This window comes from Undibacterium sp. Di24W (assembly GCF_049340325.1).
Classification (GTDB): domain Bacteria; phylum Pseudomonadota; class Gammaproteobacteria; order Burkholderiales; family Burkholderiaceae_D; genus Undibacterium.
Genome location: NZ_JBMPOP010000002.1, coordinates 481160 through 506053, shown reverse-complemented (window position 1 = coordinate 506053; position 24894 = coordinate 481160). Strand labels below are relative to the sequence as shown.

At 42.8% G+C, this 24894-nt stretch carries 21 protein-coding genes; 12 read left to right on the top strand and 9 right to left on the bottom strand.

Annotated elements, in window-relative coordinates; genetic code table 11:
- The first annotated feature begins 554 nt into the window (after positions 1–554).
- The 4 genes from gstA to ACO0KZ_RS05690 all read left to right on the top strand — a co-directional run bounded on the left by gstA (position 555) and on the right by ACO0KZ_RS05690 (position 2171).
- Entirely contained in the window at positions 555–1163 is a 609-nt protein-coding gene (gene gstA / locus ACO0KZ_RS05705; protein ID WP_422993633.1) for a glutathione transferase GstA, read from the top strand.
- Between the two features lie 109 nt (positions 1164–1272).
- Positions 1273–1665 carry an MAPEG family protein gene (locus ACO0KZ_RS05700; protein WP_422993631.1) on the top strand — a complete coding sequence of 131 codons (393 nt, stop codon included), beginning with the start codon at positions 1273–1275 and terminating at the stop codon, positions 1663–1665.
- Positions 1666–1678: 13 nt separating this feature from the next.
- Positions 1679–1900: a DUF2798 domain-containing protein gene (locus ACO0KZ_RS05695; protein ID WP_422993629.1), complete on the top strand. Its 222-nt coding sequence runs from the start codon at positions 1679–1681 to the stop codon at positions 1898–1900.
- A 7-nt stretch (positions 1901–1907) separates the two neighbouring features.
- Positions 1908–2171, top strand: a complete 264-nt coding sequence (locus tag ACO0KZ_RS05690) for a hypothetical protein (RefSeq protein WP_422993627.1) — start codon at positions 1908–1910, stop codon at positions 2169–2171.
- Here ACO0KZ_RS05690 and ACO0KZ_RS05685 read toward each other — a convergent pair.
- A complete protein-coding gene (locus tag ACO0KZ_RS05685) occupies positions 2168–3670 on the bottom strand; it encodes a tetratricopeptide repeat protein (RefSeq protein ID WP_422993625.1) in 1503 nt (500 codons plus the stop codon). The genes ACO0KZ_RS05690 and ACO0KZ_RS05685 overlap by 4 nt on opposite strands.
- 118 nt (positions 3671–3788) lie before the next feature.
- Here ACO0KZ_RS05685 and ACO0KZ_RS05680 point away from each other — a divergent pair, with 118 nt between their 5' ends.
- Positions 3789–4259, top strand: a complete 471-nt coding sequence (locus ACO0KZ_RS05680; RefSeq protein WP_422993623.1) for a low molecular weight protein-tyrosine-phosphatase — start codon at positions 3789–3791, stop codon at positions 4257–4259.
- Between the two features lie 39 nt (positions 4260–4298).
- Here ACO0KZ_RS05680 and ACO0KZ_RS05675 read toward each other — a convergent pair whose 3' ends face one another.
- From ACO0KZ_RS05675 to ACO0KZ_RS05660, 4 genes are all read right to left on the bottom strand, one after another.
- Positions 4299–6650, bottom strand: a complete 2352-nt coding sequence (locus tag ACO0KZ_RS05675; protein WP_422993621.1) for a M28 family peptidase — start codon at positions 6648–6650, stop codon at positions 4299–4301.
- A gap of 89 nt (positions 6651–6739) precedes the next feature.
- Positions 6740–7204 (bottom strand): EVE domain-containing protein, encoded by a 465-nt coding sequence (locus ACO0KZ_RS05670; protein WP_422993619.1) that lies wholly within the window; start codon positions 7202–7204, stop codon positions 6740–6742.
- Complete coding sequence (locus ACO0KZ_RS05665) at positions 7201–7629, bottom strand: VOC family protein (RefSeq protein WP_422993617.1); 429 nt, start codon at positions 7627–7629, stop codon at positions 7201–7203. Before ACO0KZ_RS05665 ends, ACO0KZ_RS05670 begins: the two co-directional genes overlap by 4 nt.
- Before the next feature lie 144 nt (positions 7630–7773).
- Positions 7774–8463 carry a helix-turn-helix transcriptional regulator gene (locus ACO0KZ_RS05660; RefSeq protein ID WP_422993615.1) on the bottom strand — a complete coding sequence of 230 codons (690 nt, stop codon included), beginning with the start codon at positions 8461–8463 and terminating at the stop codon, positions 7774–7776.
- A gap of 299 nt (positions 8464–8762) precedes the next feature.
- Here ACO0KZ_RS05660 and ACO0KZ_RS05655 point away from each other — a divergent pair, with 299 nt between their 5' ends.
- Both ACO0KZ_RS05655 and ACO0KZ_RS05650 read left to right on the top strand, forming a co-directional pair.
- Complete coding sequence (locus ACO0KZ_RS05655; protein ID WP_422993613.1) at positions 8763–9179, top strand: BLUF domain-containing protein; 417 nt, start codon at positions 8763–8765, stop codon at positions 9177–9179.
- 282 nt (positions 9180–9461) lie between these two features.
- On the top strand, positions 9462–12530 hold the full coding sequence (locus tag ACO0KZ_RS05650; RefSeq protein ID WP_422993611.1) for a DUF4214 domain-containing protein: 3069 nt from the start codon (positions 9462–9464) through the stop codon (positions 12528–12530).
- A gap of 609 nt (positions 12531–13139) precedes the next feature.
- Here ACO0KZ_RS05650 and ACO0KZ_RS05645 read toward each other — a convergent pair.
- From ACO0KZ_RS05645 to ACO0KZ_RS05635, 3 genes are all read right to left on the bottom strand, one after another.
- Positions 13140–14546: a DEAD/DEAH box helicase gene (locus ACO0KZ_RS05645; protein ID WP_422993609.1), complete on the bottom strand. Its 1407-nt coding sequence runs from the start codon at positions 14544–14546 to the stop codon at positions 13140–13142.
- Positions 14547–14550: 4 nt separating this feature from the next.
- Entirely contained in the window at positions 14551–15075 is a 525-nt protein-coding gene (locus ACO0KZ_RS05640) for a hypothetical protein (protein WP_422993607.1), read from the bottom strand.
- A 669-nt stretch (positions 15076–15744) separates the two neighbouring features.
- Positions 15745–18648: a hypothetical protein gene (locus tag ACO0KZ_RS05635; RefSeq protein WP_422993605.1), complete on the bottom strand. Its 2904-nt coding sequence runs from the start codon at positions 18646–18648 to the stop codon at positions 15745–15747.
- Between the two features lie 250 nt (positions 18649–18898).
- Between ACO0KZ_RS05635 and ACO0KZ_RS05630 the strand changes: the two genes are divergently transcribed.
- The 5 genes from ACO0KZ_RS05630 (at position 18899) to ACO0KZ_RS05610 (ending at position 23457) form a co-directional block, all read left to right on the top strand.
- Positions 18899–19615, top strand: a complete 717-nt coding sequence (locus tag ACO0KZ_RS05630) for a hypothetical protein (protein ID WP_422993603.1) — start codon at positions 18899–18901, stop codon at positions 19613–19615.
- Between the two features lie 237 nt (positions 19616–19852).
- On the top strand, positions 19853–20368 hold the full coding sequence (locus ACO0KZ_RS05625; RefSeq protein ID WP_422993601.1) for a hypothetical protein: 516 nt from the start codon (positions 19853–19855) through the stop codon (positions 20366–20368).
- Between the two features lie 405 nt (positions 20369–20773).
- A complete protein-coding gene (locus tag ACO0KZ_RS05620; RefSeq protein WP_422993599.1) occupies positions 20774–22390 on the top strand; it encodes a hypothetical protein in 1617 nt (538 codons plus the stop codon).
- Positions 22391–22987: a deoxynucleoside kinase gene (locus ACO0KZ_RS05615; protein ID WP_422993597.1), complete on the top strand. Its 597-nt coding sequence runs from the start codon at positions 22391–22393 to the stop codon at positions 22985–22987.
- On the top strand, positions 22984–23457 hold the full coding sequence (locus ACO0KZ_RS05610) for a deaminase (protein WP_422993595.1): 474 nt from the start codon (positions 22984–22986) through the stop codon (positions 23455–23457). Before ACO0KZ_RS05615 ends, ACO0KZ_RS05610 begins: the two co-directional genes overlap by 4 nt.
- A gap of 476 nt (positions 23458–23933) precedes the next feature.
- Here the strand turns inward: ACO0KZ_RS05610 and ACO0KZ_RS05605 are convergent, their stop codons facing one another.
- Entirely contained in the window at positions 23934–24872 is a 939-nt protein-coding gene (locus ACO0KZ_RS05605) for a viperin family antiviral radical SAM protein (RefSeq protein WP_422993593.1), read from the bottom strand.
- Positions 24873–24894: the final 22 nt, after the last annotated feature.

Genomic DNA, 24894 nt, shown 5'->3' with positions numbered 1-24894 from the left:
GCATTTCACGATATCTTCTTTTAATTTTATGTCATTACCACAAGCCTTCAAACCGTTGACACAATGGCTCAATAACAGCGATCAGGGGCGAAACTTCATTTACCCTTCAGCCGGACGCCGCGTTCTTTGTATGGTGCTTTACTCGCTTGGCTTATTTGTGATTGTCGCCATCAGCTCTAGTATCGTGGTCAGTATTGATTGTTTGTATTCGCGCAAATGCAGCAACTTGGATCGGACTCTCGATACCCTATTGAGCGGAGTATGGTTAGTTGGCACGGCTTTCCTTGCAGTTAAAGCTTGGCGCGGTGAGCTTCATGGTTGTCGTAAAAAATCTGTGTGAGCGCGCAACATTCTCGTCCTGAATGCCTTTCATTGTGTCCTACTATTTCAAATCGAACAAAATCGCCACTTTCAGCGAAGCTTCTTTTTCTGGCGTAAGATAAGCGCCTTAATTCAATGTGCAGGACTTGAGATGTTCAGCACTAGCTGTCTCTCAACCGCTAGTGCTGAAACTAGCCTCTGCCAATCTTATCAACTCAAACTCAGGATACGCTATGAAACTTTACTACTCTGCTGGTGCATGTTCTTTAACACCTCATATTGTTTTGGAAGAATTAGGTGTCGAGTATCAGGCGATTTCTGCGCCAACCAAAACGCACAAACTGCCCGATGGCAGCGATTACTACCTAATTAATCCGCTTGGTTATGTGCCGCTGTTAGTATTAGATGATGGTCGTCAATTACGCGAAGGTCCGGCGATCAATCAATATCTTGCCGATCTCGCGCCTGAGAAAAATCTGGCTCCTGCCAACGGCAGCTTTGAGCGCTACAAGTTACAAGAAACTTTGAATTTTATTTCGACTGAAATTCATAAAAATTTCTCACCCCTATTTAGCCCTGCCACACCAGCTGACTACAAAGTCAGTGTTATCGCTAAATTAGGTCAACGCCTGGCCTTTACCGATGCTGAACTGGCGGGTAAGACTTATCTGATGGGCGAGCACTTTACTATCGCGGATGCCTATTTATTCAATGTCACCAACTGGGCTGGTTTGGTCGGTGTCGATATCTCTGGCTATAGCAATTTGTTAGCATTCCGCGCGCGCGTCGCCGCTCGTCCTGCGGTCATCGCTGCAATGAAGGCTGAAGGCTTGATCAAATAACTGCAGCAAATAGGTGCTTCAAAAAAACTGCGCCACTTCCTACCAACTCATTTTCCTTGCTGATAAAACGCCTTAATCGGCAAGGAAAATTTACAATGAGAAATCCAAAATGAGTATTGCAAACTGGTGTGTACTAGCGGCCTGCTTTCTTCCTGTAATCACTGTCGGTCTTGCTAAAGGTAGTCTGGGAAAAGTATCACGAAAAAATGGCGGCTATGACAATCACCATCCGCGCGATTGGGAATCCAAACTAACTGGCTGGCAACAACGCGCAATCGCCGCACAGAAAAATGGATTTGAAGCATTGCCTTTATTTATTGCGGGTGTCGTTCTGGCGCAGCAAGCTCATGTAGAGCAAGGTCGCGTAGACGGGCTTGCTATCGCCTTCATTATCTTGCGCTGCTTGTACGTGGCTGCTTATTTAATGGATAAATCAACTTTGCGTTCTTTGATATGGTTTGGCGGAGTTGGCGTCAGCGTCGCAATGTTCTCTCTCATCTAACTATTTCTCAACAATGACTAAAGAAAAACAACAGCAACTGGCCTTCGGTTTCCTGATGTCGATGCAAATGGCCTTGGTGATGTCCGGCATTTTAACCGCGGTCAACACAGGCATTGCAAATGGCTATCTTGCGCGCTGGATGCATGCCTTTTTGATTGCTTGGGCATGTGCGTTTCCTTTGGTGCTATTATTTGCACCATTGACCCGCAAGCTGGTCAGCAAACTGATAAAGTAAATTTCCTATGAGCGAACAAGAACAACTAGAAGTTTTGCTCGCTCAGCTGATCAGCATGCTGCCCAGTCCCGTCTTTATCGCCATCTCAATACTCTTTGGCATTGTAGGCATGGTGTGTGTGTTTATCTCAAGGAAACACAAGCAACGCAAACTCAAGTGGGCGGGTTTTGCACTCATGTTCTATCCCTATTTGATAGGCAATGACACGCGATTACTGGTTGTTTTTGGATTGCTACTATGTGGGCTCGCGTATTTTTGGCGAAAAGCCTAAGTTTTCCTGAGCACGACAATGAGGCTAGAAACAGACTGCTCTTGCTCACTTCGGCCATGATGCGCATCGAGCGTCAGCAATTCAAAACCCACTTGTTTGGCTAGGCTACGCAGATAATTTTCTGAATGTGCATACCTTTGCGAGCGCTGCAATTGCCACTCTACTTCTTGTGAAGCCTCAACCGAGAACGCAAAAATACCCGCTGCATCCAATTTGGTATGCACGGCCTCAAACAAAGCTCGCAAATCACCAAAGTAGACCAACACATCGGCAGCTATCATCAAGTCATAAGACGATACTGATTGCGTCAAAAATTCTACGATCTCCTGACTATGCAAGCTGTCGTATAAGCCACGTTGGCGCGCTTTCTCCAGCATCTTTGCCGACAAATCAACACCGTCTACAGCGGCTGACATCGCCTTTAAGAAAGCTGCACATAAACCCGTACCACAACCCAAATCTAAAGCACGATCAAACCGCAACTCTGCTTGAGGCACTAAGTTCTGCAGCGCTTGGTGTAGCAATTGAGGCACCTGATAATCTAACTGTTGCTGCAAATGCTGATCAAAACGCTCGGCATATTGATCGAATAAGTCCGCGACATAAGCTGCTGGTGCTATCGATGGTGTCACGCCCACACCCAAGCTCGCCAGATAATAGTGTAATTGCTGTGCATCGCCACCTTGTTCCAGCGCAATCTGATACGCCTGCACCGCTTCTGAGAACCGTTGCAAATGACGCAAAGCGTGGCCTTGTTGTAGATAGGCAGAAGGCGATTTCGGCTGGATCTCAATGACCTGCTGCAAATCATCCAGCGCTTCGGCATAACTTTCTATTTTGATCAACACAATGGCGCGATTGTAATAAGCCGGGCTATGTCCGGGCATGATGCTTACAGCATTATGATAGCTAGCCAGGGCTGGCTCGTAATGCTGCAATTGCTGATGGCTAAAGCCTAAAGCAAACCACGCTTGTCCATAATTAGGACGTAATCGTATCGCATCCTCAAAATCCAAAATAGCCTGCGCATGCTCACCCACTTCTTGCAAACAAATACCCCGATTGACATAGGCTTCGGGATAATTAGTTTGTAAGCGCATGGCTTTTTCAAAGCTGTTTAAAGCCTCTTGATAACGCTGTAAGCTACGCAAAGTGTTACCGAGATTGTTCCACGCCATCGCATAATCAGGCTGCAACCGCAGCGCGTCCTCATAGCACGCCAAGGCTAGCAGCGTTTCACCCTTCTCTTGCAAAGTGGCACCCAGATTGCAATGTAACTTAGCTTGTAGCGGATCAACTTGCATCGCCTTACCGAAGAAATTCAAGGCTGATTCCAGGTCACCTCGCTGTTTTGCGATCACACCAATTAAATGCAAGGCATCAAATTGGCGCGGATCGATTTGCAACACGCGCGCATAGGTCTCCTCCGCTTGTTGCAGGCGGGCTTGCTGATGATGCGCTAAGGCTTGTTGAAGTAGCGTTTGAATAGTGTCTGACATAAGTGAAAGGGAAAAAAAGGATGCGCCATTTAAACACATGCTTGTAGCTAAACCAAGCACGGTCAAACTACAATAGGATTAGTCCTTAATCTTCTAGCCAGGTAAATTCCAGCACATTATGAAAACCCGTATCCTCTTCGTCTGCATGGGCAATATCTGCCGTTCCCCCACCGCCGAAGGTGTGTTCCGCGCTCAAGCTGAACTGGCCGGTATGTCCGCGAGTGTAGACATTGATTCGGCTGGCACGCATGCCTACCATGTGGGAGAACCGCCAGATGCCCGCTCGCAAGACTATGCTCGCAAACGTGGCTATGATTTATCGCCACAACGAGCACGGCAAGTGACAGTGCAAGATTTTAATGATTTTGATTTTATCGTCGCGATGGACAAAGACAATCTGCGCATACTCAAGGACCGCTGTCCGGCACAGCATCAACATAAACTATCATTGATGATGTCCCACGCCACTCACAGTCGATCAGACGTGGTGCCTGATCCTTACTATGGCGGTGCCAGCGGTTTTGATACCGTCTTGGATTATATTGAGGATGCCTCACAGGGCTTATTGCAGCTAGTGAAAAAAGCATAGTCGCTCGCCGCTCCTAAGTATGAGCGGCAAGCCACCAAACTACTTAGCAGGCAGCACAGGAATATCTAAAGTACTCACCGCCAACGCGAGGAAATCAACTGATTTTGCTGATGGCAGATTTAGTCCTATGGCGCCACTAGCGCCACCAAGGCTGGCAGGCGGCTCATAAAAAGCATCCATGGCACGCAATTTAGCCTCAGCAAGTTTGGCATTTTTGTCGATAGAAAAACGTAGATTTACGCCAGCTTCTGGCATTGCACTGATGCTGAAATTCCATTTTTCAGTGGACTTTTCTATCATCACCTTGTCTTGCAAACTTGCCTTCAATACCGTTACACCCTCAATCCCCATACGGGTAGAGATGGCGTGCTCAGGACTTTGGATGTGAACCACAAGTTCACGTTGTTCACCCACAATCTGATCCGACAGTATCGTCATCTTCGGTGCAGCCAGTGCAGTCGCTGGCGCTACTTCAGTCCAATACTTCCACTCTGATCTAGGAGAACTGCGACCAAACACGTCGGGTACTAATTTTTGTTCCGCTTTCGCACTAAATTGACTTAACAGCTCACGATTTAAATGCTTCTGTGGTGTCAGCCAATAGTATTGTGATGTGTGCGGTACCGCGGCATAAATCAATTGCGGTGCGACGGGATAGCTTTGATGAAAAGCAGCGGTCGCGTAGGCGGCATAGGCCATCAATCCGAAACTCGTTAGCAAAAATACTGGCATACGCAAATGCTGAAATAGCCACATCAACAAAGGCAGCGCAATGCCCAACAATAGTGCGAACAATACTACCGGCACACCCAGAGAATGAAAGCCGAGTGCAATATTAAATAACAAGACGAGCGGCGCAAACAAAATCAGCGCAAAAGTAAAGCCCGCCAACAAAGTCCAACCATAGGCCGCACTCTCATAGGCAATTGCTTTGACATCCAAAACCAGCCAGGACAGCGTTACAAAAAATAGAGGCCATGCGAATAAGAAGCTGGCACCAGGGTAGCGTAAGCTGGTAAACACTAACAATATCAGCCATACCAAAGCCGCGCCGAAACGCATTTCAGTAACGCTCAACCAACGTGAGAAGAATTGATACAAAGCGACAAAGATCAGCGTGCTTACTAACAAAATACCCGACAAATAAAAATGACTGGTATCGGGATCGATCAAAGTCCAATACGATGGATAGAGTTGCAACAGCAAATTCCATGCTCGTTGCGACAGAAAACCGAGAACAACAATCACAAGTAAAAACAGCAAGACCGCAGCGGCGGTGCGTAACATACGCACTGATTCACGTTTCGCCGCGATCCAAAAACTTAGCATCACCAAGGCACTGATCAACGCAGCGAGTGGCAAAGCGTAAGCGGCAGGATAATGAATCAAACCGACCAAGGGAAAACTAAAATAGACGCTATCGTCCCCCTTGAGTTGATTCAAATCTTGATTGCCAAAATGACGTGCTAATTGCAATACCATCTCGCCTTGCTGTTGTTGCGAGGCCGGATTGATCAATTCAGAACGATCATAACGCGTGTGGTAGCTCGACAGATTTTGTATCAAAGCGAAGTTCAGACCGGGAATGCCTTGTTTTCTGAACACCGTAAAGTCCGTGTCATTCGGCAGCGCCTTATACACTTCATACATCATAGAGTTACTGATAGGCTGACCTACTGCCTGGGCTAAGCCGGCGATCAGCTTGCCATTGCCAACGCTAGGCTCAAACATTAAGACTGGGCCATCATTGCCACGATTATCAAAATTGAGCAGCATGCCGACATCTTTCATCCATGGATGATCCGCCGCGAAACCGCTAGCACCCAGCAAACCCACCTCTTCAGCATCACTAAAGACGGCAATCACATCATTTTGTAATGGTGCTTGCTGCTTCAATACACGCAAAGCCTGCAGTATGCTAATCACCGAAACGCCATCATCGCCCGCACCATAGCTATAGGGCGTCGCATCATAATGCGCCATCAGCAGCAAGGCTTTTTTATCTTGCGTTGCAGTTGCTGTGTTCTGCGCAGATTTACCCGGCAGACGCACCACAATATTCTGTACCTGACCACTGGATTTACCTTTTTCGAATACGGCAAAAGTGTTCTGTATCTGAGGTTCTAATCCAATAGCTTTCAATTCCGCCATCAAGTAGTCACGTACACGCGCATGCCCGGGACTGCCGGCCGGATGACGCTCTTGCGTGATTTGTTTTAACTGAGTCTGTGCTGCGGCAAGAGAGAAGGGAGTAGCATCTTTTGCTTCGGTACTGGACAGCAAGCGCGGCTGTACACTCCACAGCGCAAACGCTATCGGCAACAAAATACTCAATATGAGTAATAAAGCCGTACGTGATAGTTGACTACCTGCTTTAAAAAGAAAATGCATGCTGACCCCTAAAAAAAAGTGTTTGCATGCATTCTGACCCAAAACAAGAACCTTGAGAAACTATGTGCTAAGAAGCGCCGCTAGTCGCATCAAGAAAACCACAGTTGCTGTTGTTGAATTTCAAACACGTCATACGGCGCTTCCACCAACATAGCTCGTTGAATCAAAGTCATGTCCGCCGCACTAATCTCAAACAATCCAAAGCGAAATTGATAGCCCCAATTTTTATTGTCACGAGAAAATTCCAACCGAGGCAACAAAGGCAGAATGCTAGCGTACTGAGCTTGATCCCAGTTCACATCACAGCGAAAGGGATGAAAGTCCGCATACATTTCGACTTGATAAGGCGCACGTTCCAAGACGGTACCGCAGGCGGTAAAGCTTTGTAGTTTTTCCTTACCACCAAAACTTTGAGTCGGTGAATAATAGACGACCTTATCACCCGCTCGTAAACGTCGTAGTGGTCCGACTTTACCATGACACACTTGCATAAAACCTAGCTCCCGTCCTATCGCAACATGCTCGGCGGAAGCAACCGCGATCCAGTTTTTCATGATGCGGCAAGCGCTTCTGTCGGTACGAATACGCGCAAGCGATGTCCATCTGGGTCAAGTGCAACAAAGGTCAGGCCAAAATCCATGGAGGTCGGCACCTGCGCAATGACCACACCACGCGCCTGCCAGTTTTGATATATGTGCTCAAATTCTTGCTCAGTTTTCAAGGCGATCGCCAATTCACTACTGCCCGATGTCGCAGTCACGGCTGGTAATACACCGCTCTTCGCCCATAAACCCAACATCAAACCAGAACGCAAAGCAAACAGTGCGAAAGTAGTTTGAGCTTCTACTGGCTCTATCTCTAAAATATCGGCATAAAAACGCGCGCTGATCAAAGGATCGTCAACGTAGAGTAAGGCAAAATTGGGATGTGATATGGAGGATGCTAATGGGTTTACTGCGCTTGCTGAATTTGCTGACATGGTGTGCTCCAGTTAAGAAATAAGAGTATTCATATATAGGATCTACTTGTGCGATACGTACGCGACCCCATAAGTGCCATCTTATAAGCAGCTACTGTCAGTTTTTGTCAGCAGTCAATTGTGCTGACGCACTATGCTGATGAACTAAGTTGATGCAATCCCCTCCTGTGCACGCCATTCTTTTAGTAAGGCCTGACGCCGGCGTGGGTAACGTGTTTCATAAACTTCAAATGAGACGATACGATCAGTACGAAAGTGACGGATTTCCTGACGCATTTCGCACCAGGCAATCAAGATCCGAATATGCTCAAAAAATCCCAACGCAAACGGCCAGATCATGCGCTGGCTAACTTTGCCTTGACCGTCACGATAATCCAATAAGATTTTTCTTTCATTACGAATAGCGCTACGCAACAGAGGCAAGGCAGTATCGATGTCCGGCGCTTTCGCATCCGGCCCCACCAACAAAGTGTTGGTATCTAAAGACTGGCGCAAATCCTCTGGCAAAACCGCAGCGATCTTTTGCAATGCATTAAGTGCCGCCTGCGCCAAGTGCGTATCGCCCCTCTCTGCGACCCAACGCGACCCCAGTACCAAAGCCTCAATCTCTTCCTCAGAAAACATCAAAGGCGGCAACATAAATCCTGGCTTCAACACATAACCTAAACCAGGCTCCCCCACGATACTCGCCCCCTGCTGCTGCAAAGTTGCAATATCTCTATACAGACTACGCAAGCTAATCCCCAACTCTTCAGCCAGAAGTTGTCCCGTCACCGGAAATCGATGGCTACGTAATATCTGTATCAAATCAAGTAAGCGTTGAGCGCGGGACATGGGTTGTTGAGTATTTGAATGGAGAGGAAGCGGATAGTTTAGCGCATTTACTGCCAGAAAATGGCAGGATGAGAGAAGCTTGGTTTCCTCTATTTGATCGCATTTCTGTCTTTTTCGTCCCTCAATATGGGCCGCCATTGCGCTAACATCTTGGGCCGACTCAGTCAATCTGGACGCAATTCTCTGCAAAGCGTATATTGCTTGTTAAAGCAAAAAAAATAAGGCACACTAAATTTGTGTAAATCTGAAAGCAAATCAGCAGTCCTATTCGTCTCGTTGAATCTCCAAGGGGAATTATCATGAGTTTATTGCAATTAATTTATGCCAGTGATCTGAGTGGTTCCAATGAATCAGAACTCAGCACGATACTGAGCGCCAGTGTGAGAAACAACGAAAAAAACGGAATTACAGGTATGCTGGTGTATAAAAATGGTCGTTTTCTGCAAGTACTCGAGGGCAAAAAAGAAAACGTCTTAGAGACCTATGGACGCATAGGTAAAGATCCTCGCCATCAGAGCATCGTTCTCTTACTCAAAGACGCGATTGAATCCAGAGACTTTAAGGACTGGAGCATGGGTTTTAAGAAATTGCTTGATTCCGACCTAGAGAATTTTCCGAAATATGTAAAATATTTCAACACAACGCTAAAGGACGTCGATATAGCCGCTCGCCCCAGCATCGCACTCGAAATATTAAAAGTATTTTCTACTCATTGAACGGTGATTCTTTCAGTTTTTTCAATCACAAAAGTGTTAGGCCGAAAATCTCAACTGGCGCTGTTAAGCTAAACCGTACCGCTTTAACCGCACTAAGCAAGCGAAACTCAATCAATTGATTCGGGTCTTGCAAAGCGTCTTTCGCACACGTTAAAATTACTCTTCATCATTGGCATTTAAACGAAAGCTAAATTCCAATCGCATTAGCAAGCTATTTTCAAAATTCCCATAAGTTTTTCCAAATACTTTTGAGTCATTTATGGCTTTGATTCTGGAGGAAAGTTGCCAACTCTAACTGGTACAGATGGCCCAGATGTACTAAATGCCAATGGTCCAAACGGTGTCATCTATTCTCGAATCGATGGAAAAGCAGGTGACGATATCATTACCGCAGCCGATCAAACTCTACCCTCGCAAGGGAATGACACGATCATAGGTAACGGGCATACAACGATTCTGTATTGGGACTCACCTTCCGGAATCGTCTTTAATTTTAAAACCGGAATGGCCCAGGATGGGTGGGGAACTGTTGATCATTTCACTGGTGTAGATGAGGTGATGACCACATCGTTTGATGATATTGTCATCGGTTCCGATGCCAATGAAAGCGTCATGTTTGCTGGCGGCGGAAACGACACTATCGATTTGGGTGGAGGGATTGATAAAGTCAAGATTAGCGTCACCTCCGACACCAGCTATTCAATGACCAAACAGAAAGATGGTAGTTGGCTAATCAATTATCAATCACGTGACCAACCATCGAATAGTGTTAATTTAAAAGGAACAGAATTAGTTCAGTTTTACGATCCAAATTGGAATTTATTGTCTGAATGGGAGCTGTTTGGTGATGCTCCCAAAAAAATCACTTCAGAAACACGCAACAATCCAAGCATTCATACTGAGCTCACAAAACCTTCTGCCTTTTGGAGCACGGATAGTAAAATCCTTTACAAGCTTGAGTTGAACGACCAACATGCTGCTGGTTACTATCCGAAACCGACCGATACTTATCCGGCAGGCTACAACTCAATAGAGCTCTTACACAATGCAACGTTTGGCGAATATGACGGAAAACCTGGGCAGGATTTATTAATCTACCCTGTCATGTTTCCCCACTTACTCGAACATCGACCCATTGCGCCAATATTATTCGTGCATACATCCAAAGGCTTGCAAATCTCAAGCGAATTTAGCGACGCTGTTTTAAAAGGAAGGCAGCAAGACTATAGAACACAAGCTGTTGACTTTAATGGAGATGGCCGCTTAGATTCCATCGCTTCACAAGGCGTCACAGGAGATCTATTTAATAAGCATATTGACAGTCCTATCTTAGCCGTAATGAGTAATGTCAATGGCGGCTGGACTGATACCACTTCAAAAATTGCCGGTCAAGATGGATACTCAGACCACGGTGTCAATATGTTTGGTCATGACTTCGCCGCGGGCGATATTAACGGTGATGGTCGGCCAGATTTTTTAACCGGAAATTTCCTTTTTCTCAATCAGGGAGAGGGTAATTTCAGTAATGCCAGCGCACTAATGGGAAAAGCAGCGGCGTTGCGACTGGAAAAATTTGCGATGTCTAGCTTACTCACAGATATTAACGGTGACGGCTATGATGACCTTGTGTTTTGGCAGGCAGATCCATTAAGTACAGGCTATCTGTTACTCAACGATAATGGTCGTGGTTTTACAAACGCCGCCCCGAGAAAACTCGGTGAAGGAGTGTTCGGCCCTACCAATACAAAGTTTAACCACGCTATAAAGGCCGACTTCAATCATGATGGGAGCAATGAGGTCGTGTTGGGCGAAACACGTGCTGTGCCCTATTATCAAGGTCGGGCTCTAGAGTTTTTGGTTAGTGACGGTACCACATTAATCAATCAAACGGCACAACGATTGCCAACGGACCCACGCAAGGATGTGGTAAATATAGACCAGAACACGGGCAGCGGTGAAGGACAATTATTCATCGTCGATGTCAATGCAGATGGTCACTTGGATATCGTCGATTCTGGTACGCGTGTTTTACTCAATGATGGTGAAGGATATTTCACAGAAATGCCACAAGACCTCATTCCACGTGCCACTTCACAAATGTTAAGTGGCTGGTTAGCGAGAGATTCGGCACCTGACCTTCGCTTAGTGCCTATCGATCTTGACGGGAAGAATGGCATTGATTGGGTAGGAGAAATCATCAAACCAATCACGAGCTGGCCACAGAACGAACCTACGGTCAATTTTTTGTATTCAATTACTAGCAGCGCTAGATATGGCAAAGCTGGGAATGGCGCAGAAGGAGCGGCTTCGGGTGTGCCAGGCTTTGACGAAAACTATTATTTACGACGCCATCCCGAGGTCGTTACCGCCATCAACGATGGCAAGATTAAAAACGCACTAGATCATTACCTCAAGATAGGGAAATCCCTCGGATATGATGCATTCGCTCCTTACACTATTGTGTGGGGTAGCGATCAAGGCGATCAAATTAGCCTACAAACCGGCAATGAAACCTATCATGGTGGTAAAGCTAGTGATAATGTCGCCGGCTTGGCGGGTAATGACCTGTTTGAGGGAAATGGTGGCGATGATTATTTTGATGGAGGAGCTGGGTTTGACACGGCGCAATTCCACGGAAACTTAAAAGACTACTCCATCGTTAAAACCGGCAACAGTTATATTATCAAAGCAAAACTTGGCGACGAAGGAAGCGATAGAGTCGTCAATACTGAGGCACTTACCTTTGCAGACTTCTCGGTAGACCTTACGATACAAGGCATGGCAGCATCAGCACCGCAAGATCAGGTTCAGAGTTTAATTGAACATTACATTGCTTTCTTTAACAGGTTACCCGATGCATCTGGCCTTGAGTATTGGATAGGACAAATGCAAAAAGGATTAAAGCTAAACCAGATCGCCGATTCTTTTTATTCGGCAGGTATCGCCTATTCTTCACTCACCGGTTTTTCCGCATCCATGAGTAATGAAGCATTTATAAACATCGTTTATAAGAACGTACTAGGACGCATTGATGGTGCGGATATAGGAGGATTAACATACTGGAATAGCGAACTCTCAAGCGGCAGGGCAACACGCGGCACTCTTGTTTCTAACATCCTCAACGCTGCGCACACATTTAAGGGCGATAAAGATTGGGGCTGGGTCGCCAACTTATTGGACAACAAAATTAAGGTCGCCAAAACTGTCGCGATTGACTGGGGGCTAAATTACAATTCTGACGACATGGCAATAACGAAAGGCATGCAAGTTTGTGCTGCAATAACGCCTACCGATATCACAACGGCGTTGAGCCTCATAGGCATTTCAAGTAACGATATGATACTTGCTTGACCGCATCCCCAGCTATCCCCCCAATAAGGCTAGCTATCTGCGGGCATATATAGAAAGTCTAGCCTAACATCAGTATTTTTTAAGACAATTGGTATTGCATTTTGTTTTGCCTTACTTGTTTTTATTTTTATTTACTTTCCGATTGAGTCAGTCATCTAGTTAAAAAGATACGACTGCTAAAAGCACAGCTTCCCGTTCTCATTATGTCCACCTAAATTTTAAAAACCGAGCGCATACGTTCAATCTCAACTTCAGTGATCTGCAAATTTCTCGCCTCCTCCTGCCAAGTAGATACCGCACCGAGTACTTCATCCAGAATGCTTGCTGACTATTTGCACAAAATGAGCCACGCAATTGAATTGTAATGGGCCATTTAATTGCATCAATTGTGCCAATATAATGGAAATGAGTATTTAATCGATTGCATACAAAAGTGCCACTCACTCATTTGATACGGGTGAGGACTTAATCGCTTCAGATGCGAAAATGACTTTCTAGAGAATTATAATTATCGACTGTGACTTGAAGAATCCATTAATTTTTCAATTTTCTTCTTGTCCAGTATCTTCAATGCTTCATCAAAAAAATTAATCAAACGTAAATTTTTAATCACCGAAATCCAAGATCAAGTGAAAGAAGCTCTTGTCTAAAACGCCCAAAAATGTTCATACTGGTTTCGTATGTATTCGCAAGTGAACTTTGCACTTCGCCAGTTTGTAATTGTTTTTGTAGCCCTAAATAGTCTATAGGGGAACGCCCGAGATTTAGTGATATTTCGTTTGATGGATGGTCGACGTCATTAAAAATTTTCGACTTTTTGCTTTCGAATTTTGCGCTCGACATTGAATCAAATTTTAATGAGACGCTGTTCGGTATTTCATCTGCTACTCTAGTTGCGTACTCAATCAGTAATGGCTCTGCAGGTATATAGAGAAACGCTTCGCTATTTATTTCATTTTCGTTTCTTAATATTCGTCCTAGCACTTGCCTGAAGTGAAGTTCAGTCTTTACTCTTGTTAGATGGCAGCACACACGTAGCCTTGGTATGTTTGTTCCTTCGCTAATCATGCCAAGCGAGATTATCCACTTTTCCGAATTGTCTTTGAAGGTGCTGATTATGGTTAATGGATCTTCTTCTCGATAAGTCGCCACATGTGCACTTTCACCAAGACGGTCTTTCATTATTCTAGCAATTTCATTCGCATGTCCCACTGAGGCAGCGACAATAAGCCCGCCAGCGTTTGGAAATTCTTTTCTGATCGCATCCAATTTTTTTGAAGATTGCTCAAGAAAGTAAACAATCAATTCTTTATCTTCAACTAGCTGTTGGTATGAACACCCTGAGTCTTTTAGAAGATGCTCAAAAGAGGTATATCTTGAAGTTTCGTTATCTCGTCTAACGATAATCCGATCATTATCAATTAAAGTAATCTTAGGAATTCTGCAGACGTTATCCGATACGGCCTGAGACAAGCCGTATGTGTAATCACAATGGATTTTACCTGTGTGAGAATAGCGAGCTAACGCAATTGGTATCTGATCTGACCTCCACGGCGTACCAGTAAGTGCAAGTGTGTATGCTGCTCGTCCTTGAATATTCTCTATTATTTTCTGGCCCCATGAATTTGCGGTCGCAACGCCATCACTAGCGCAATGATGAATTTCGTCGAAAATCACGAATATTCGATGTGAATCAAACAAACTCCAGAATGATGAATCCAGATGTAGCATTGCTTGATACGTTAAGGATCGCCCTCTAGATCCGAGAAGGCCATCCATTCGCATATTTGTGTGCGCCGCAAGTGCGCGCCCAAAATCCTCAGCGACCACAACTGAAGGGGAAAAGCACAATATTAAATCGATTTTATCCTCGCGGAGTAGCACGGTCGCCAGAGCCGATGCCATCAAAGTTTTTCCAGCACCTGGTGTTGCTAGGCATAGAAAATGATTATCTGCTGTATCAAATTTTTGTATGGCTAAGGATATGCAATCGGCTTGCCATTGTCTTAGTTTCATACTCTTATTTTGCACTAAGTAAAATGAGGTTTTCGATAGCCTTTACTTTACCTAGCAATTTTGAGCATTCGTCTCTTGATTCGTTATAAAGCGCTTGAATTTGCTTTTGCATTTCAGGCATCTCTTTATAGATTGCATCATATTCTTCAGCTTCGCCCAACGCAGTCAATAGTTGCAATTTCTGATGATGCAATCGCTCCGTCAGACTCTCCTTTATTGAAACCTTCCGTGTCGAATCGTTGATGTTAGGAATTATGGGTGCTGAATTTAACTCAATGCGGCGCGAATTGAACTGATTTGTCGTCCGATATTTATGTCTTCGACCTTCTACACTAGTCTTGATCAAGTCGCCGCTCGAAACAAGTTTCAAAATGGTTCTATGAATAAATTGACGGGCAATTTTCGAATCTGTGTGCTCACGAAAAGATGCTGCCATATATGAATCTAGCACTTGGCCAGTAGTAAATTCATCGCCTGCCAGGTTCCGAAAAATTTCAAATACTTCACTTTTGCATTTCTTTTGCTTCATTTTGAACATCCGATTGTTGTAGCGAATTTCGCTACATTGTAGCTTGTATCTAATATCGCTACAATGAAAACTTCATCCTATTCTCCTCACTACGAGAAACTTCGCCATTGGCTGAAGCAAAAGCGCTCTTTAACTTCGTTAACGTTACGAGATCTTGCTCCCATAATTGGTGCGCATTTCACGAGTGTTGGCAAGATGGAGCAAGATAGAAAGAAGATTGAGATTGTCGAATTCATTAAGTATTGCCATGCCATTGGGGCAGACCCACATGAGGGCTTAGAGATCATTATCGAGTCGCTAACTGAACAAGATAATACTAAGAAAAAAACAATTCGAAAGTAGAATCTCGGACGACATTCTACTCTTCGAGATCTGTTATCTGGTGGACTTGGTATTAGTCCAATTCGAAATTCGACAACCACATTAAGTGAATGTCGAAGCCTTTAAATAAATTTCTAAACTAGACAGCTGTCACCCGTAGAATAAAATCTATCAGATTGAATTCCAATCAAATAGATCACCTGCTTTATCGTAATCGGACGCGTCGCGTTGAGTGTTTTTGCAGGGACTACGAATCTGATTATGGCTTCGTTTCTGTGAAGCGTCGCCATGAGGTGAACAAATGTGTATTCAGTTATTTCGTTTTGCAAGAAACCCTTATGTCACAAATTAATGTAATGTAGTAAGCCTTACGTTTTTTTCATCTGCTTGCTTAATTTCTTCATTAGCCTGATGAATCAATTCGATTAGCTTTCCCGCATTATGACGGGAATCAGGTAATTTTTCGAGCGCCCACTTTCGAACCTCACTAGGTGTTAATAACCTCTTAAGTTGAACCAGCAATTCGATCACGTGATCCATAGCAATGGATGGCGACTCAAGAATTAACACTTTTAAAGCCTCATCAGATAATTTCCCAGCTTTCAACATATCTCTAGTTTCAACTGGTTGCCAGAGCCATAATAATTTCGCAGCTTCATTACGTCTTACCCAAGTATCAAGAAACATCACTAAATCTTGCGCCATTTCATTACCAAAACGAAGTAACGTACTGTCATTTTCAAGCAGAATTTGTGGTGGATTCACCATATCATTGTCATACAACCATTTTAATAATTGTTTTTTCACGAATGTGGGAAGTGAATTTGGGCAATTGACGAGAAAGTGTCGATCTTCATCATCTAAGTCATTTAGGAGATTACTCTCTTCGCCTAAATTAACCATCACCCAGGCCATCAACTTTGAATAACTTTGCGACAATGAATTCGATGCAAAATAATCGGTATATCCCCATTTGGGACTGCTATTGTTATTTTGAGTTCTTAGGTGCCTAACTAAAGAAGGCCACCACAGTTTTGCAATTTTTGGTTTTTCATAAGACATTTTCTGGTCAGCGTATTTAACCAAAAAATCTTCAAAGAACTCTTGGCGAAGAATACCATCCCATTTGGAAGGGACAACTTCCCAGCCTTCTTCACATGAACGCTGTATTAGCCCAAGGCGAATGCCGAAATTTACTTCTGGCAAAAATACAGGCATTTCTTTTAGCTTCGGAGCTAAAAGGGTAGCTATCGCTATGAAGTTCTGCATCGTGTATGTCAACCCGTTTCGAAAACGAAATTGATCATCGTAACCAGGACGATGTTTAAGCCAACTAGGTACTTCAACTTCTAAAGACTCCTTTTTTCCCGTTGAGATACCACCTAGGAAAAGCCATTCCGAGAAAAGTTCTTTATCAAAATTGCTCGGAAGAACCAAACTCCATGCCCAGCATATGCTTAACCATTCAAGCTGTTCCATCGTGCGTGACATTGGAGAATAGGGAGCAACTGTCCTGTATTTCTGTTGCTCAGTCATAACATTACGGGCTAAGGTTAATAGCTCAGCATTATTTTCATTTTTAATGAAAAAATCATCTGCTCGAATGAGGCGACGACCTACAGCCAAGAACAGCGCTTCATTGAACCCAATTCTTGGTTTTGATTTATGCATCGTATTGAGCTGCTTTACTAATTTCAACAATGTGTCAGGATTCACTGAATCAAGCGCAGCATCAAAATAAGGGCGTCGTTGATTATCAAAACCTACTAAATCGAGAGTTTCTACGGAGTCTTCTTTTAAAACTCCGTTTAAAGTTTTTACTAAATAAGTGCGTAAGATTAAGGGCATTGAGAGGCTATCGCTCAAATCATACCCTTGCGTAACAGTGGTAATAACGCCATTTTTTTTTAACGACTCAAACGTTGTCCAAGAAAATAGCAAATCGTCTTTCCCTGCCCTTATCAAATCTTTCCAATCACCTTGCGTGAGTTCACCTTGAAAAGCTATGCAACAGTGCTGCCACCGCTGCTTAAGTAATACTTCATAGCTTTTTTTAAAATTCTCACTTGGTATTTTTCTGGAAAATTTCATGACAAATTCCATGTCCTTTTCTTTTTCTTCCTCCGCTTTTTTCTCCTCAGCCTTTTTCTCATCACTCTTTACTTCCATACCTTCCGCTACGGATATTTCACCAGATCCATTATAGCTTTCGCTACACAGTACCAATACATCACGGACGGTGGTAAACCATTGTTCTCTGGGATCGAAGACATCGAATATTTCTTTCATCACAGCATATGAGAAGGGAGATTCATCAAAGCTTTTTTTATCAATTTTTAGACGTGATTCTACCCAAGCAACCAAGGATTCACGCCAATTCTGATTTAAACGCCATGACCAGTTTCTAATCGTAGGCATGTCTGGTGACTGAGCTATATGTTTGGTATGTGAATCAGTTGCGTTTGATTTCAGAGCATTAGATTTGTCATTAAGGTGCGTAAATGGCGTTGATGAGATGATGAGTAACGGTGCTTTGTGGTTAGCACGAATAGCTTGCATTGCGCTAGTGTTACTTTCATTTATGTTGATAACTAAGATTAGTGGTTCGTGGCGACGTAAAGATTCTAGATTTTCACCATCGATGACCTCAGATAACCTGTTGATCTTCAAATATTTGTGGCGCCCCACAGAGACTTTGTGGCTTAGCATGTCAAACTCGGTTGCATCCGGTACATACAGTAATTCTATATTTTTCTCATACGGTGTCTGACTGTTCGTCGTCGAAAGCCAGCAATCTAAAGTTTCAACGAAGTGAGAATTTTCATTACAAATGTCGATCTTTGCTTCCCCAATATCCCAACCATCCTCAAGCTTCAAATCCAAAGGTTTGAGGGCATGAAAGCCAGGAAAGTTAAACCTATCACTTCTATCTTTTAGAAAATGAGGTAGATATTCTTCCATTCCCAGAAGTTGACACAAGGAATCTAAAAGTTCTCTAGATTTGTTCTTTTCGTTCAGCCACCAACGATTATTCCCGTTATTTAAATCACTGATCTGTTTGCTTAAATTGCGCTGTTTGAAACCTGCGAATTGCGGATAATCTGCAATCAATTTCGCTGCAACATCTTCAATTGATTCGAGGAGGATTTCTTTCTTCGTATCCTTCGCCGCTTCCTTAGAATCCTCCGCCGCTTTTTTAATCCTTTCCAGCGCGAGTGCTACTGGAGAGTTCGGATTAGAAATTTTCGCCATAATAATTTTTTAATTAATCATTCAAAAATTTATTTTACATTAATTCTCGCAAGGAACTAGCACCTCTAAAGTTGCGATTAGCGCATGCGATCGCAACCAAATGGCAATGTTGTGGAATCAGTTTTATAGTACATACACTTCTTTGGCAAGCTTATCGCTCAAGAAGAAAGTAAGTAAATTAAATAAAATTTTGCTAGAAACCATGTCTAACAACACGATTAAAAGCAGTAACTAACCATAGAGAAACCAAATGAATTCAAATAACGCGCACGCTACAAACTCATTTCAGCCTCATACTTTTCCGGGAGTAACTCCGCATTACCAAATGGTTGAATCAGCAGGCACATCCGCTCTTTTATCTGGAACAGGTTTAATACAGGTAGAGACTCGAGCATCCAAACCTGTTACCGATAGCTCTGATACGGTGATTAGTCTGCCCATAAACAGCGCTGATGACAAAAAAACCAGCGGCGATGGCATCACCCATATCCGCATAGATATTGAAGGTGAAACACTTATAGGTCGAATGTTGTCTTCATATTATGAATGTAATTTTATTCACCCAATTTTCGGCCCTTTTAGAACAATGGAGGGTTTGGCGCGTTATATCAATTGCGACGACGAAGGCACTAAACGAACACAAGATTTCCGCACAGTTTCAGGACGTGGCGTGAAAAAAATAAGCGAAACGATGAAGAAGCGTTTCGTGAGTAATTTTAAAGAAATTATTTATGATGCTACATATTTCCGAATTATCAACGATAAAGAATTGTGCAAACTTTTTACAGAGTCCACCTTGCCATTTGATTACTATTTCTATTTTGGCGATTACAAAATATTAATTCGCGGAAAGGGTGCACCTTGGATCATTGAGATGTATGAAAACTTGCGCACCATGATTAAAAATGGTGAAAAACCCACCTCTCCTGATTTTACTAAGCTAATCGCTGATTTGAAATTGCAATAGCTGTGAGCGCTATCTCAGTCGCATTAAGTGAAATGTTCCAAATGACACCTTTTACGCCGTTTATTCTCCATGGCAATTCACCGTAAGACCAAATTTTACAAATCAATTAATGCGATTGAACCGGCTACTTCAATCGACAAATACCTTTGAATTAAATTGCCAAAAATTCCATTTTTTTACTTATCCTAGATTAATAGATCATCAAAATCTAGGGCAATATTTTTAGAAAGCTTAATAATGCAAACTCCAAACAACTCTCACGACAAAGCAACACATAAGGCCATTTTAAGTGCAGCACGTTCTTGGCATGCTCCACAGATTGTTTCGAGCATTCAAAAAAATTTCAATTTAAGCGATAACGAAGCACAGCAATTATTTGCCGACGTTAAATTATTTTTATGTTTGTCAAAATTTAACGCTCAACTGTTCAAAACCCCATTAAAACCAAGCAAAATAATTGATGTTGGCTGGCATGAATTTTTAATGTTTACCATTGACTATAGAATGTTTTGTTTTGAAGTTTTGGGAGCATTTATAGATCATGTGCCCGAAACAGATTCACCCGACATTGCAGTGGCCAAAAACGCCTCTGAATTTGCTAAAACTTATTTACCCCAACTCTCTGCTAATTGGTCTGAAGTGGAAAGTGACTGTCAGTCTTGCTGGGGACAGCCAGATCATGACGAAACGGGCGAGTGTTCAAGTAAGGTATTTTCCGATTTGAATCTTAATACTTTTAGTATTCATATTTAGCTATGCCTGATAGAGGATAATAGTTCCGTCTAACGCCGAAGGTGTGCCTGGGATTCTTGTCACTGTAGCCAGCAAAGCAAATTTAGTAAGCGCATCGGCCACAACCCTAGTGTTCACTATTGCCAGCACAGCACAGCACAGCACAGCACAGCACGTTCTATCGCAGTTAGTGGGTGCTTCTGATTTAGTCTATTGAGCCGATATTCTGACTTAATTTGCTATGCTCGATAGGTAAAGCAACTGGTGTAATTATCAAAGGCGGTACAACCAATTGTATTGATCACTACCATCGGTTGCGAATTCTACAAACGTTTTAAGGATTGACATCCAAATTTATCGATTCGCGCGACTTTAACGCGACAGATCAATCCATTTTCTTCCCTCAAAATAGGTATGTTATCCAGCATGAACACTTTAAAAGATGAACCAAACACAGATCACTTCTCATTTATCGAAGTAGATCCAGAATGGGTAATTGATAACCCTTATCTAGGCATACTGGCTCCACGCTTTTTTTCTTCAGGTAAAAATTATGATTGGAGTGATTTACCAAAGCGCGTGGGAAAGCTCTTTTTTAAGGCAGAAGAAAAATATTCCAATATAGTCGTAGCACAGCAAAGGGCGCGAGAGGTAATGAAACTGGTGAGTGACGGTACATTTCTTCCAAATAGTCCGGTTATGATGAACTCGGAGGGCGATGGCAATGTCAATCTTTTTGCTTGCCATGTATTGTCTCCGCCATCAAATTTTGATGATTTAAATATTGCAAAGAAAATTCATGATGGCTGTGGAGGCATCGGTTATGATTTTTCGCAATTGGGAGACCCAGTTTCCGCAACGATAAGCATTGAAAAGCAAACTGAAAATCTGAATCCTAATAGAAAGCGCAAGGCGCATAGCGCAGTAACTTTATCATATTTGCATCCCATGATTTATGACTTTATTAAAGTTAGCCAAGACCTGACAATTACCCACACCAATGTTGAATTTGATGATGATTTCTTCGATAAGCTAAGAGATAAAGATGCAGGTTCAAAGGCTCTATGGGACATTCTTTGTGAATCAATTCATAGAACTGGTCGTCCTTCCTTGTCCTTTAGCTCAGAAAAAAATAAACGTTCCAACACAAAATTAATTAACAATGTTTGTGGTGAGTCTTTGCTTCGAGAAAATGAATCATCTTTGATAGGGTCAATAAACTTGACTAAATTTGTGAGAAATTCTGTTTTTGACTTTGAGCGTTTCGAAAAAACAGCACGCATTGCTTTACGGTGCTTAGATAATCTACATGACATTCAAGATCATGCGTCTATTGTTGTTCAAGAGAGGTGCTTTGAAAGTAGAAAAGTAGGTGTCGGAGTGATGGGTTATTCCGACACTCTTTTGTTATTGAACCTTCGGTATGGATCTGATGAATCTTTGGAGTTCATAGAAAAACTAATGTCTTTGCTTAAATCATCACTCCTAAATGAAAGCGAAAAACTGGGACAGGAACGTGGTTTTTGCAGTGCAAGCTTACTCGTAAACGGAGCGGCTCCGAGAAGAAATGCGTCTTTGATGGCAATACCAGCCAATGGAACTTTAAGTTTACTTGCAAATGTTTCTGGCGGAATTGAACCAGTATTCAGCTATCTCATTAAGCAGAATGTTCAAGGTGTTATTGTCCGTCAACTCCAGCCCACATTTAAGTATTTACTCAGCAAAAATAAGATTGATCACAACTTTATTTACGCAGAACTGATCTCAGGAAAAGAACTTGATTTGATTGACTGTATTGATAAGGACATGAAACATGTTTTGGTGACGGCAAATGAGCTAACCACCGAGGAGCACATCTTAACGCAGTCGAAATTTCAAAGTTTTATTGATGGTGGTATTTCAAAAACGATTAACTTACCAAACTTTGCAACAACCGATATCGTTAAAGATGCCATTCTTCTTGCTAAGGAAAAAGGTTGCGTTGGAATTTCTTTATACCGTAATGGAAGCCTTCAAGATCAACCAACTCAATCGGTGAAATGAATGAAATTTCCTTTTATTGTTTTTGAAGGAGTAGATGGCGCGGGAAAAAGCGAAATTAGTGCGGCCGTAGCTAAACGAATGGGCGCACGACACTTAGAAAGTCCAACAGGTAAATTCAAGGATATGCGCAATTATATTGATGAAACTCTATGTGATAAGGGAAGGTTTCTATTCTATCTAGCGTCAAATTTTGATCTCTCTCGCGAGATTAGGGAGCATAGAGAATCAGAATTAAGCCCGATTATTTGTGCGAGGTATTTCTATAGCACAATCATCGGTTATGCCTCTAAAAACAATATCGATATGGATTCTATTTGCGAGAAAATTCCTGTCTCATCTATCGATCTTGAGGCTCCTGATATGACAATTTTTCTTGATATCAACAAAGAAGCTCAAAGAAAAAGACTTGAATCAAGAGATCCTAACTACATCAGTCATATGGATTTTAAGGTTTTGAATGATGAATCTTACCAAGAACGGCTGATTGCTAACTATGCGCGGACTTGCGAGAGCAAAGGCTGGCTCCGTATTGATACATCGACCATGGATATGGAAGGTGTAATTAACGTTTGCATTGAAAAGATAGGTGATCGATGACTTTTTCTGTACTAGCATTACTAGACCGCGCCAACAAAATTGCCTTGTTTTCCAAGAAACCAGGTACTAAAGTTGGTGCAGTTTTAGTAGACAAAATGGGAGGGGTAATTGCCGAAGCATGCAACGACTATATTAATCCTTTGTATGACAACGCTGATATTGAAAATGAAGAAGATAGATGCCTATATTCAGAGCATGCAGAACGACGTCTAATATATTCAGCCATCCAGTCTGGAATTTATGACTTTAGCGACAAAATGCTTGTGGTTACTCATTTTCCTTGTTGTGATTGTTCGCGCGCAATAATTTTAATCGGAATAAGAAAACTATTAGTAGGGACAAAACACATGGACAAAGAATTTCTAGAGAAGTGGAGTAATAACATTGAGGTGTCGAAACGAATGCTTGTTTCTAACCAAGTAACAATTTATGAAAACGATAGTACCGAAGGTCAGAGTTTATCAGGCTAGTATTTTATCCCCAGTAACATTGTCTGCAATCTCGCCTCAGCTTGTACATTAAATCCAGTATAACCATCGCAGATAATAGGATGGTTAAGGTACAACTGAAAATTCCAAGCACAAACATCAAGTACTATTTGAAAAGACATTTCGAAGAAAAAAACACCTCGGAAATAAAATCTCCGATCACGTTAAACCCTGTTCGAGAACGATTGATTCAATATATCACTACCTGACTAACACCAAATTCGACAACCACGCTATGTAGTTGTCGAATCCTTCCATCGACTTCTATACCATACGCCTGACTCTTTGCTTAAAGTTATTGAATCCTCTTCTGTCACTTGGCGTAGAGGGAACACTAATGAACACATGCTTATGCGGCGGATACAGTCTTCCATGATGGCCGCCTGATTGATATGACCATCCAATTAACAGTAGGCCTGAAACCAGTTTGTTAATATCCTTGCAGGAGCTGTAGCGCCTCATATTGCCTCCTTGATCGGTATCATTCGGTATCTAGATGCATACGTTTCTGCCGACAAACGTAATTCGTCGAACGCCTTCGCGGCTCCAACGGATTCAATCGACCTACTATATTGATACCCTTGATGTCTGATTCTGTTTTGAAAGAAGCGTCCGTGTGGGTCGATCATGATGTACGACTCACTCATATCCTCGTTTCCTTCAACAGACATGACATGATCAAGTGATTTATGTTTCTCGACAAATTTTTGAAAATCAGAACTTGAAATCGACAAATCATTTGTGATAACCGGCAGCATACGAAACACCTTCCACCGCTGTGGAGCTAACGAACTGATCAATTCTTGCATGTCTTCGTTGTAATTGATTGCATTGATCACGGTGTTGATCTTCAGTCTAATGCCTGGGTTCACCTGTCTTGCACGGTCGAACAAGTCGGCAATCGAGTCCAATCCTAATTGATTACCGCTCTTATCTGTCCGACCAATTTCAATATTCTGCTCCTTATTGGCTGAATCAATACTCAAGCCCAACATTGAAACATGTGATGCGAGCTGATCCAAAAAGTCGACGTCAAGGCGACTCCCGTTCGTAATAATGGAAGTATCAATACCTTTCGATTTCGAGTACGAAAGGATACGAAGTACTTTATCTCGATAAAGAAGGGGTTCGCCACCAGCCAAATTCAGACGTACTCTTCCCCAAGAGATTTGGTTTCTAAGTGGATTCGAAGAGTTATCGGGAGAGAAAAATGAAAATACTTCATCCAGCAAACGCTGAGTTCTTTCCCAGTCATGCAAAAACTCTTTGCTGTCGTCATTCCACTTCGCATAGCAGTAACCACATCGATAATTGCATACCTCGGTAATATGCCAATTGATAACCAATTCAGAAAGATGCGGGCGAGCATCCGCCTCTCCCATATGGAGTGATACCATGAATATTCTCCTAGTGAGGTGC

What these genes read in the sequence shown, in the direction of transcription:
- gstA (WP_422993633.1), top strand. Translation starts at nt 555, where the DNA reads ATGAAACTTTACTACTCTGCTGGTGCATGTTCTTTAACACCTCATATT.
- ACO0KZ_RS05700 (WP_422993631.1), top strand. Translation starts at nt 1,273, where the DNA reads ATGAGTATTGCAAACTGGTGTGTACTAGCGGCCTGCTTTCTTCCTGTA.
- ACO0KZ_RS05695 (WP_422993629.1), top strand. Translation starts at nt 1,679, where the DNA reads ATGACTAAAGAAAAACAACAGCAACTGGCCTTCGGTTTCCTGATGTCG.
- ACO0KZ_RS05690 (WP_422993627.1), top strand. Translation starts at nt 1,908, where the DNA reads ATGAGCGAACAAGAACAACTAGAAGTTTTGCTCGCTCAGCTGATCAGC.
- ACO0KZ_RS05685 (WP_422993625.1), bottom strand. Translation starts at nt 3,670, where the DNA reads ATGTCAGACACTATTCAAACGCTACTTCAACAAGCCTTAGCGCATCAT.
- ACO0KZ_RS05680 (WP_422993623.1), top strand. Translation starts at nt 3,789, where the DNA reads ATGAAAACCCGTATCCTCTTCGTCTGCATGGGCAATATCTGCCGTTCC.
- ACO0KZ_RS05675 (WP_422993621.1), bottom strand. Translation starts at nt 6,650, where the DNA reads ATGCATTTTCTTTTTAAAGCAGGTAGTCAACTATCACGTACGGCTTTA.
- ACO0KZ_RS05670 (WP_422993619.1), bottom strand. Translation starts at nt 7,204, where the DNA reads ATGAAAAACTGGATCGCGGTTGCTTCCGCCGAGCATGTTGCGATAGGA.
- ACO0KZ_RS05665 (WP_422993617.1), bottom strand. Translation starts at nt 7,629, where the DNA reads ATGTCAGCAAATTCAGCAAGCGCAGTAAACCCATTAGCATCCTCCATA.
- ACO0KZ_RS05660 (WP_422993615.1), bottom strand. Translation starts at nt 8,463, where the DNA reads ATGTCCCGCGCTCAACGCTTACTTGATTTGATACAGATATTACGTAGC.
- ACO0KZ_RS05655 (WP_422993613.1), top strand. Translation starts at nt 8,763, where the DNA reads ATGAGTTTATTGCAATTAATTTATGCCAGTGATCTGAGTGGTTCCAAT.
- ACO0KZ_RS05645 (WP_422993609.1), bottom strand. Translation starts at nt 14,546, where the DNA reads ATGAAACTAAGACAATGGCAAGCCGATTGCATATCCTTAGCCATACAA.
- ACO0KZ_RS05640 (WP_422993607.1), bottom strand. Translation starts at nt 15,075, where the DNA reads ATGAAGCAAAAGAAATGCAAAAGTGAAGTATTTGAAATTTTTCGGAAC.
- ACO0KZ_RS05635 (WP_422993605.1), bottom strand. Translation starts at nt 18,648, where the DNA reads ATGGCGAAAATTTCTAATCCGAACTCTCCAGTAGCACTCGCGCTGGAA.
- ACO0KZ_RS05630 (WP_422993603.1), top strand. Translation starts at nt 18,899, where the DNA reads ATGAATTCAAATAACGCGCACGCTACAAACTCATTTCAGCCTCATACT.
- ACO0KZ_RS05625 (WP_422993601.1), top strand. Translation starts at nt 19,853, where the DNA reads ATGCAAACTCCAAACAACTCTCACGACAAAGCAACACATAAGGCCATT.
- ACO0KZ_RS05620 (WP_422993599.1), top strand. Translation starts at nt 20,774, where the DNA reads ATGAACACTTTAAAAGATGAACCAAACACAGATCACTTCTCATTTATC.
- ACO0KZ_RS05615 (WP_422993597.1), top strand. Translation starts at nt 22,391, where the DNA reads ATGAAATTTCCTTTTATTGTTTTTGAAGGAGTAGATGGCGCGGGAAAA.
- ACO0KZ_RS05610 (WP_422993595.1), top strand. Translation starts at nt 22,984, where the DNA reads ATGACTTTTTCTGTACTAGCATTACTAGACCGCGCCAACAAAATTGCC.
- ACO0KZ_RS05605 (WP_422993593.1), bottom strand. Translation starts at nt 24,872, where the DNA reads ATGGTATCACTCCATATGGGAGAGGCGGATGCTCGCCCGCATCTTTCT.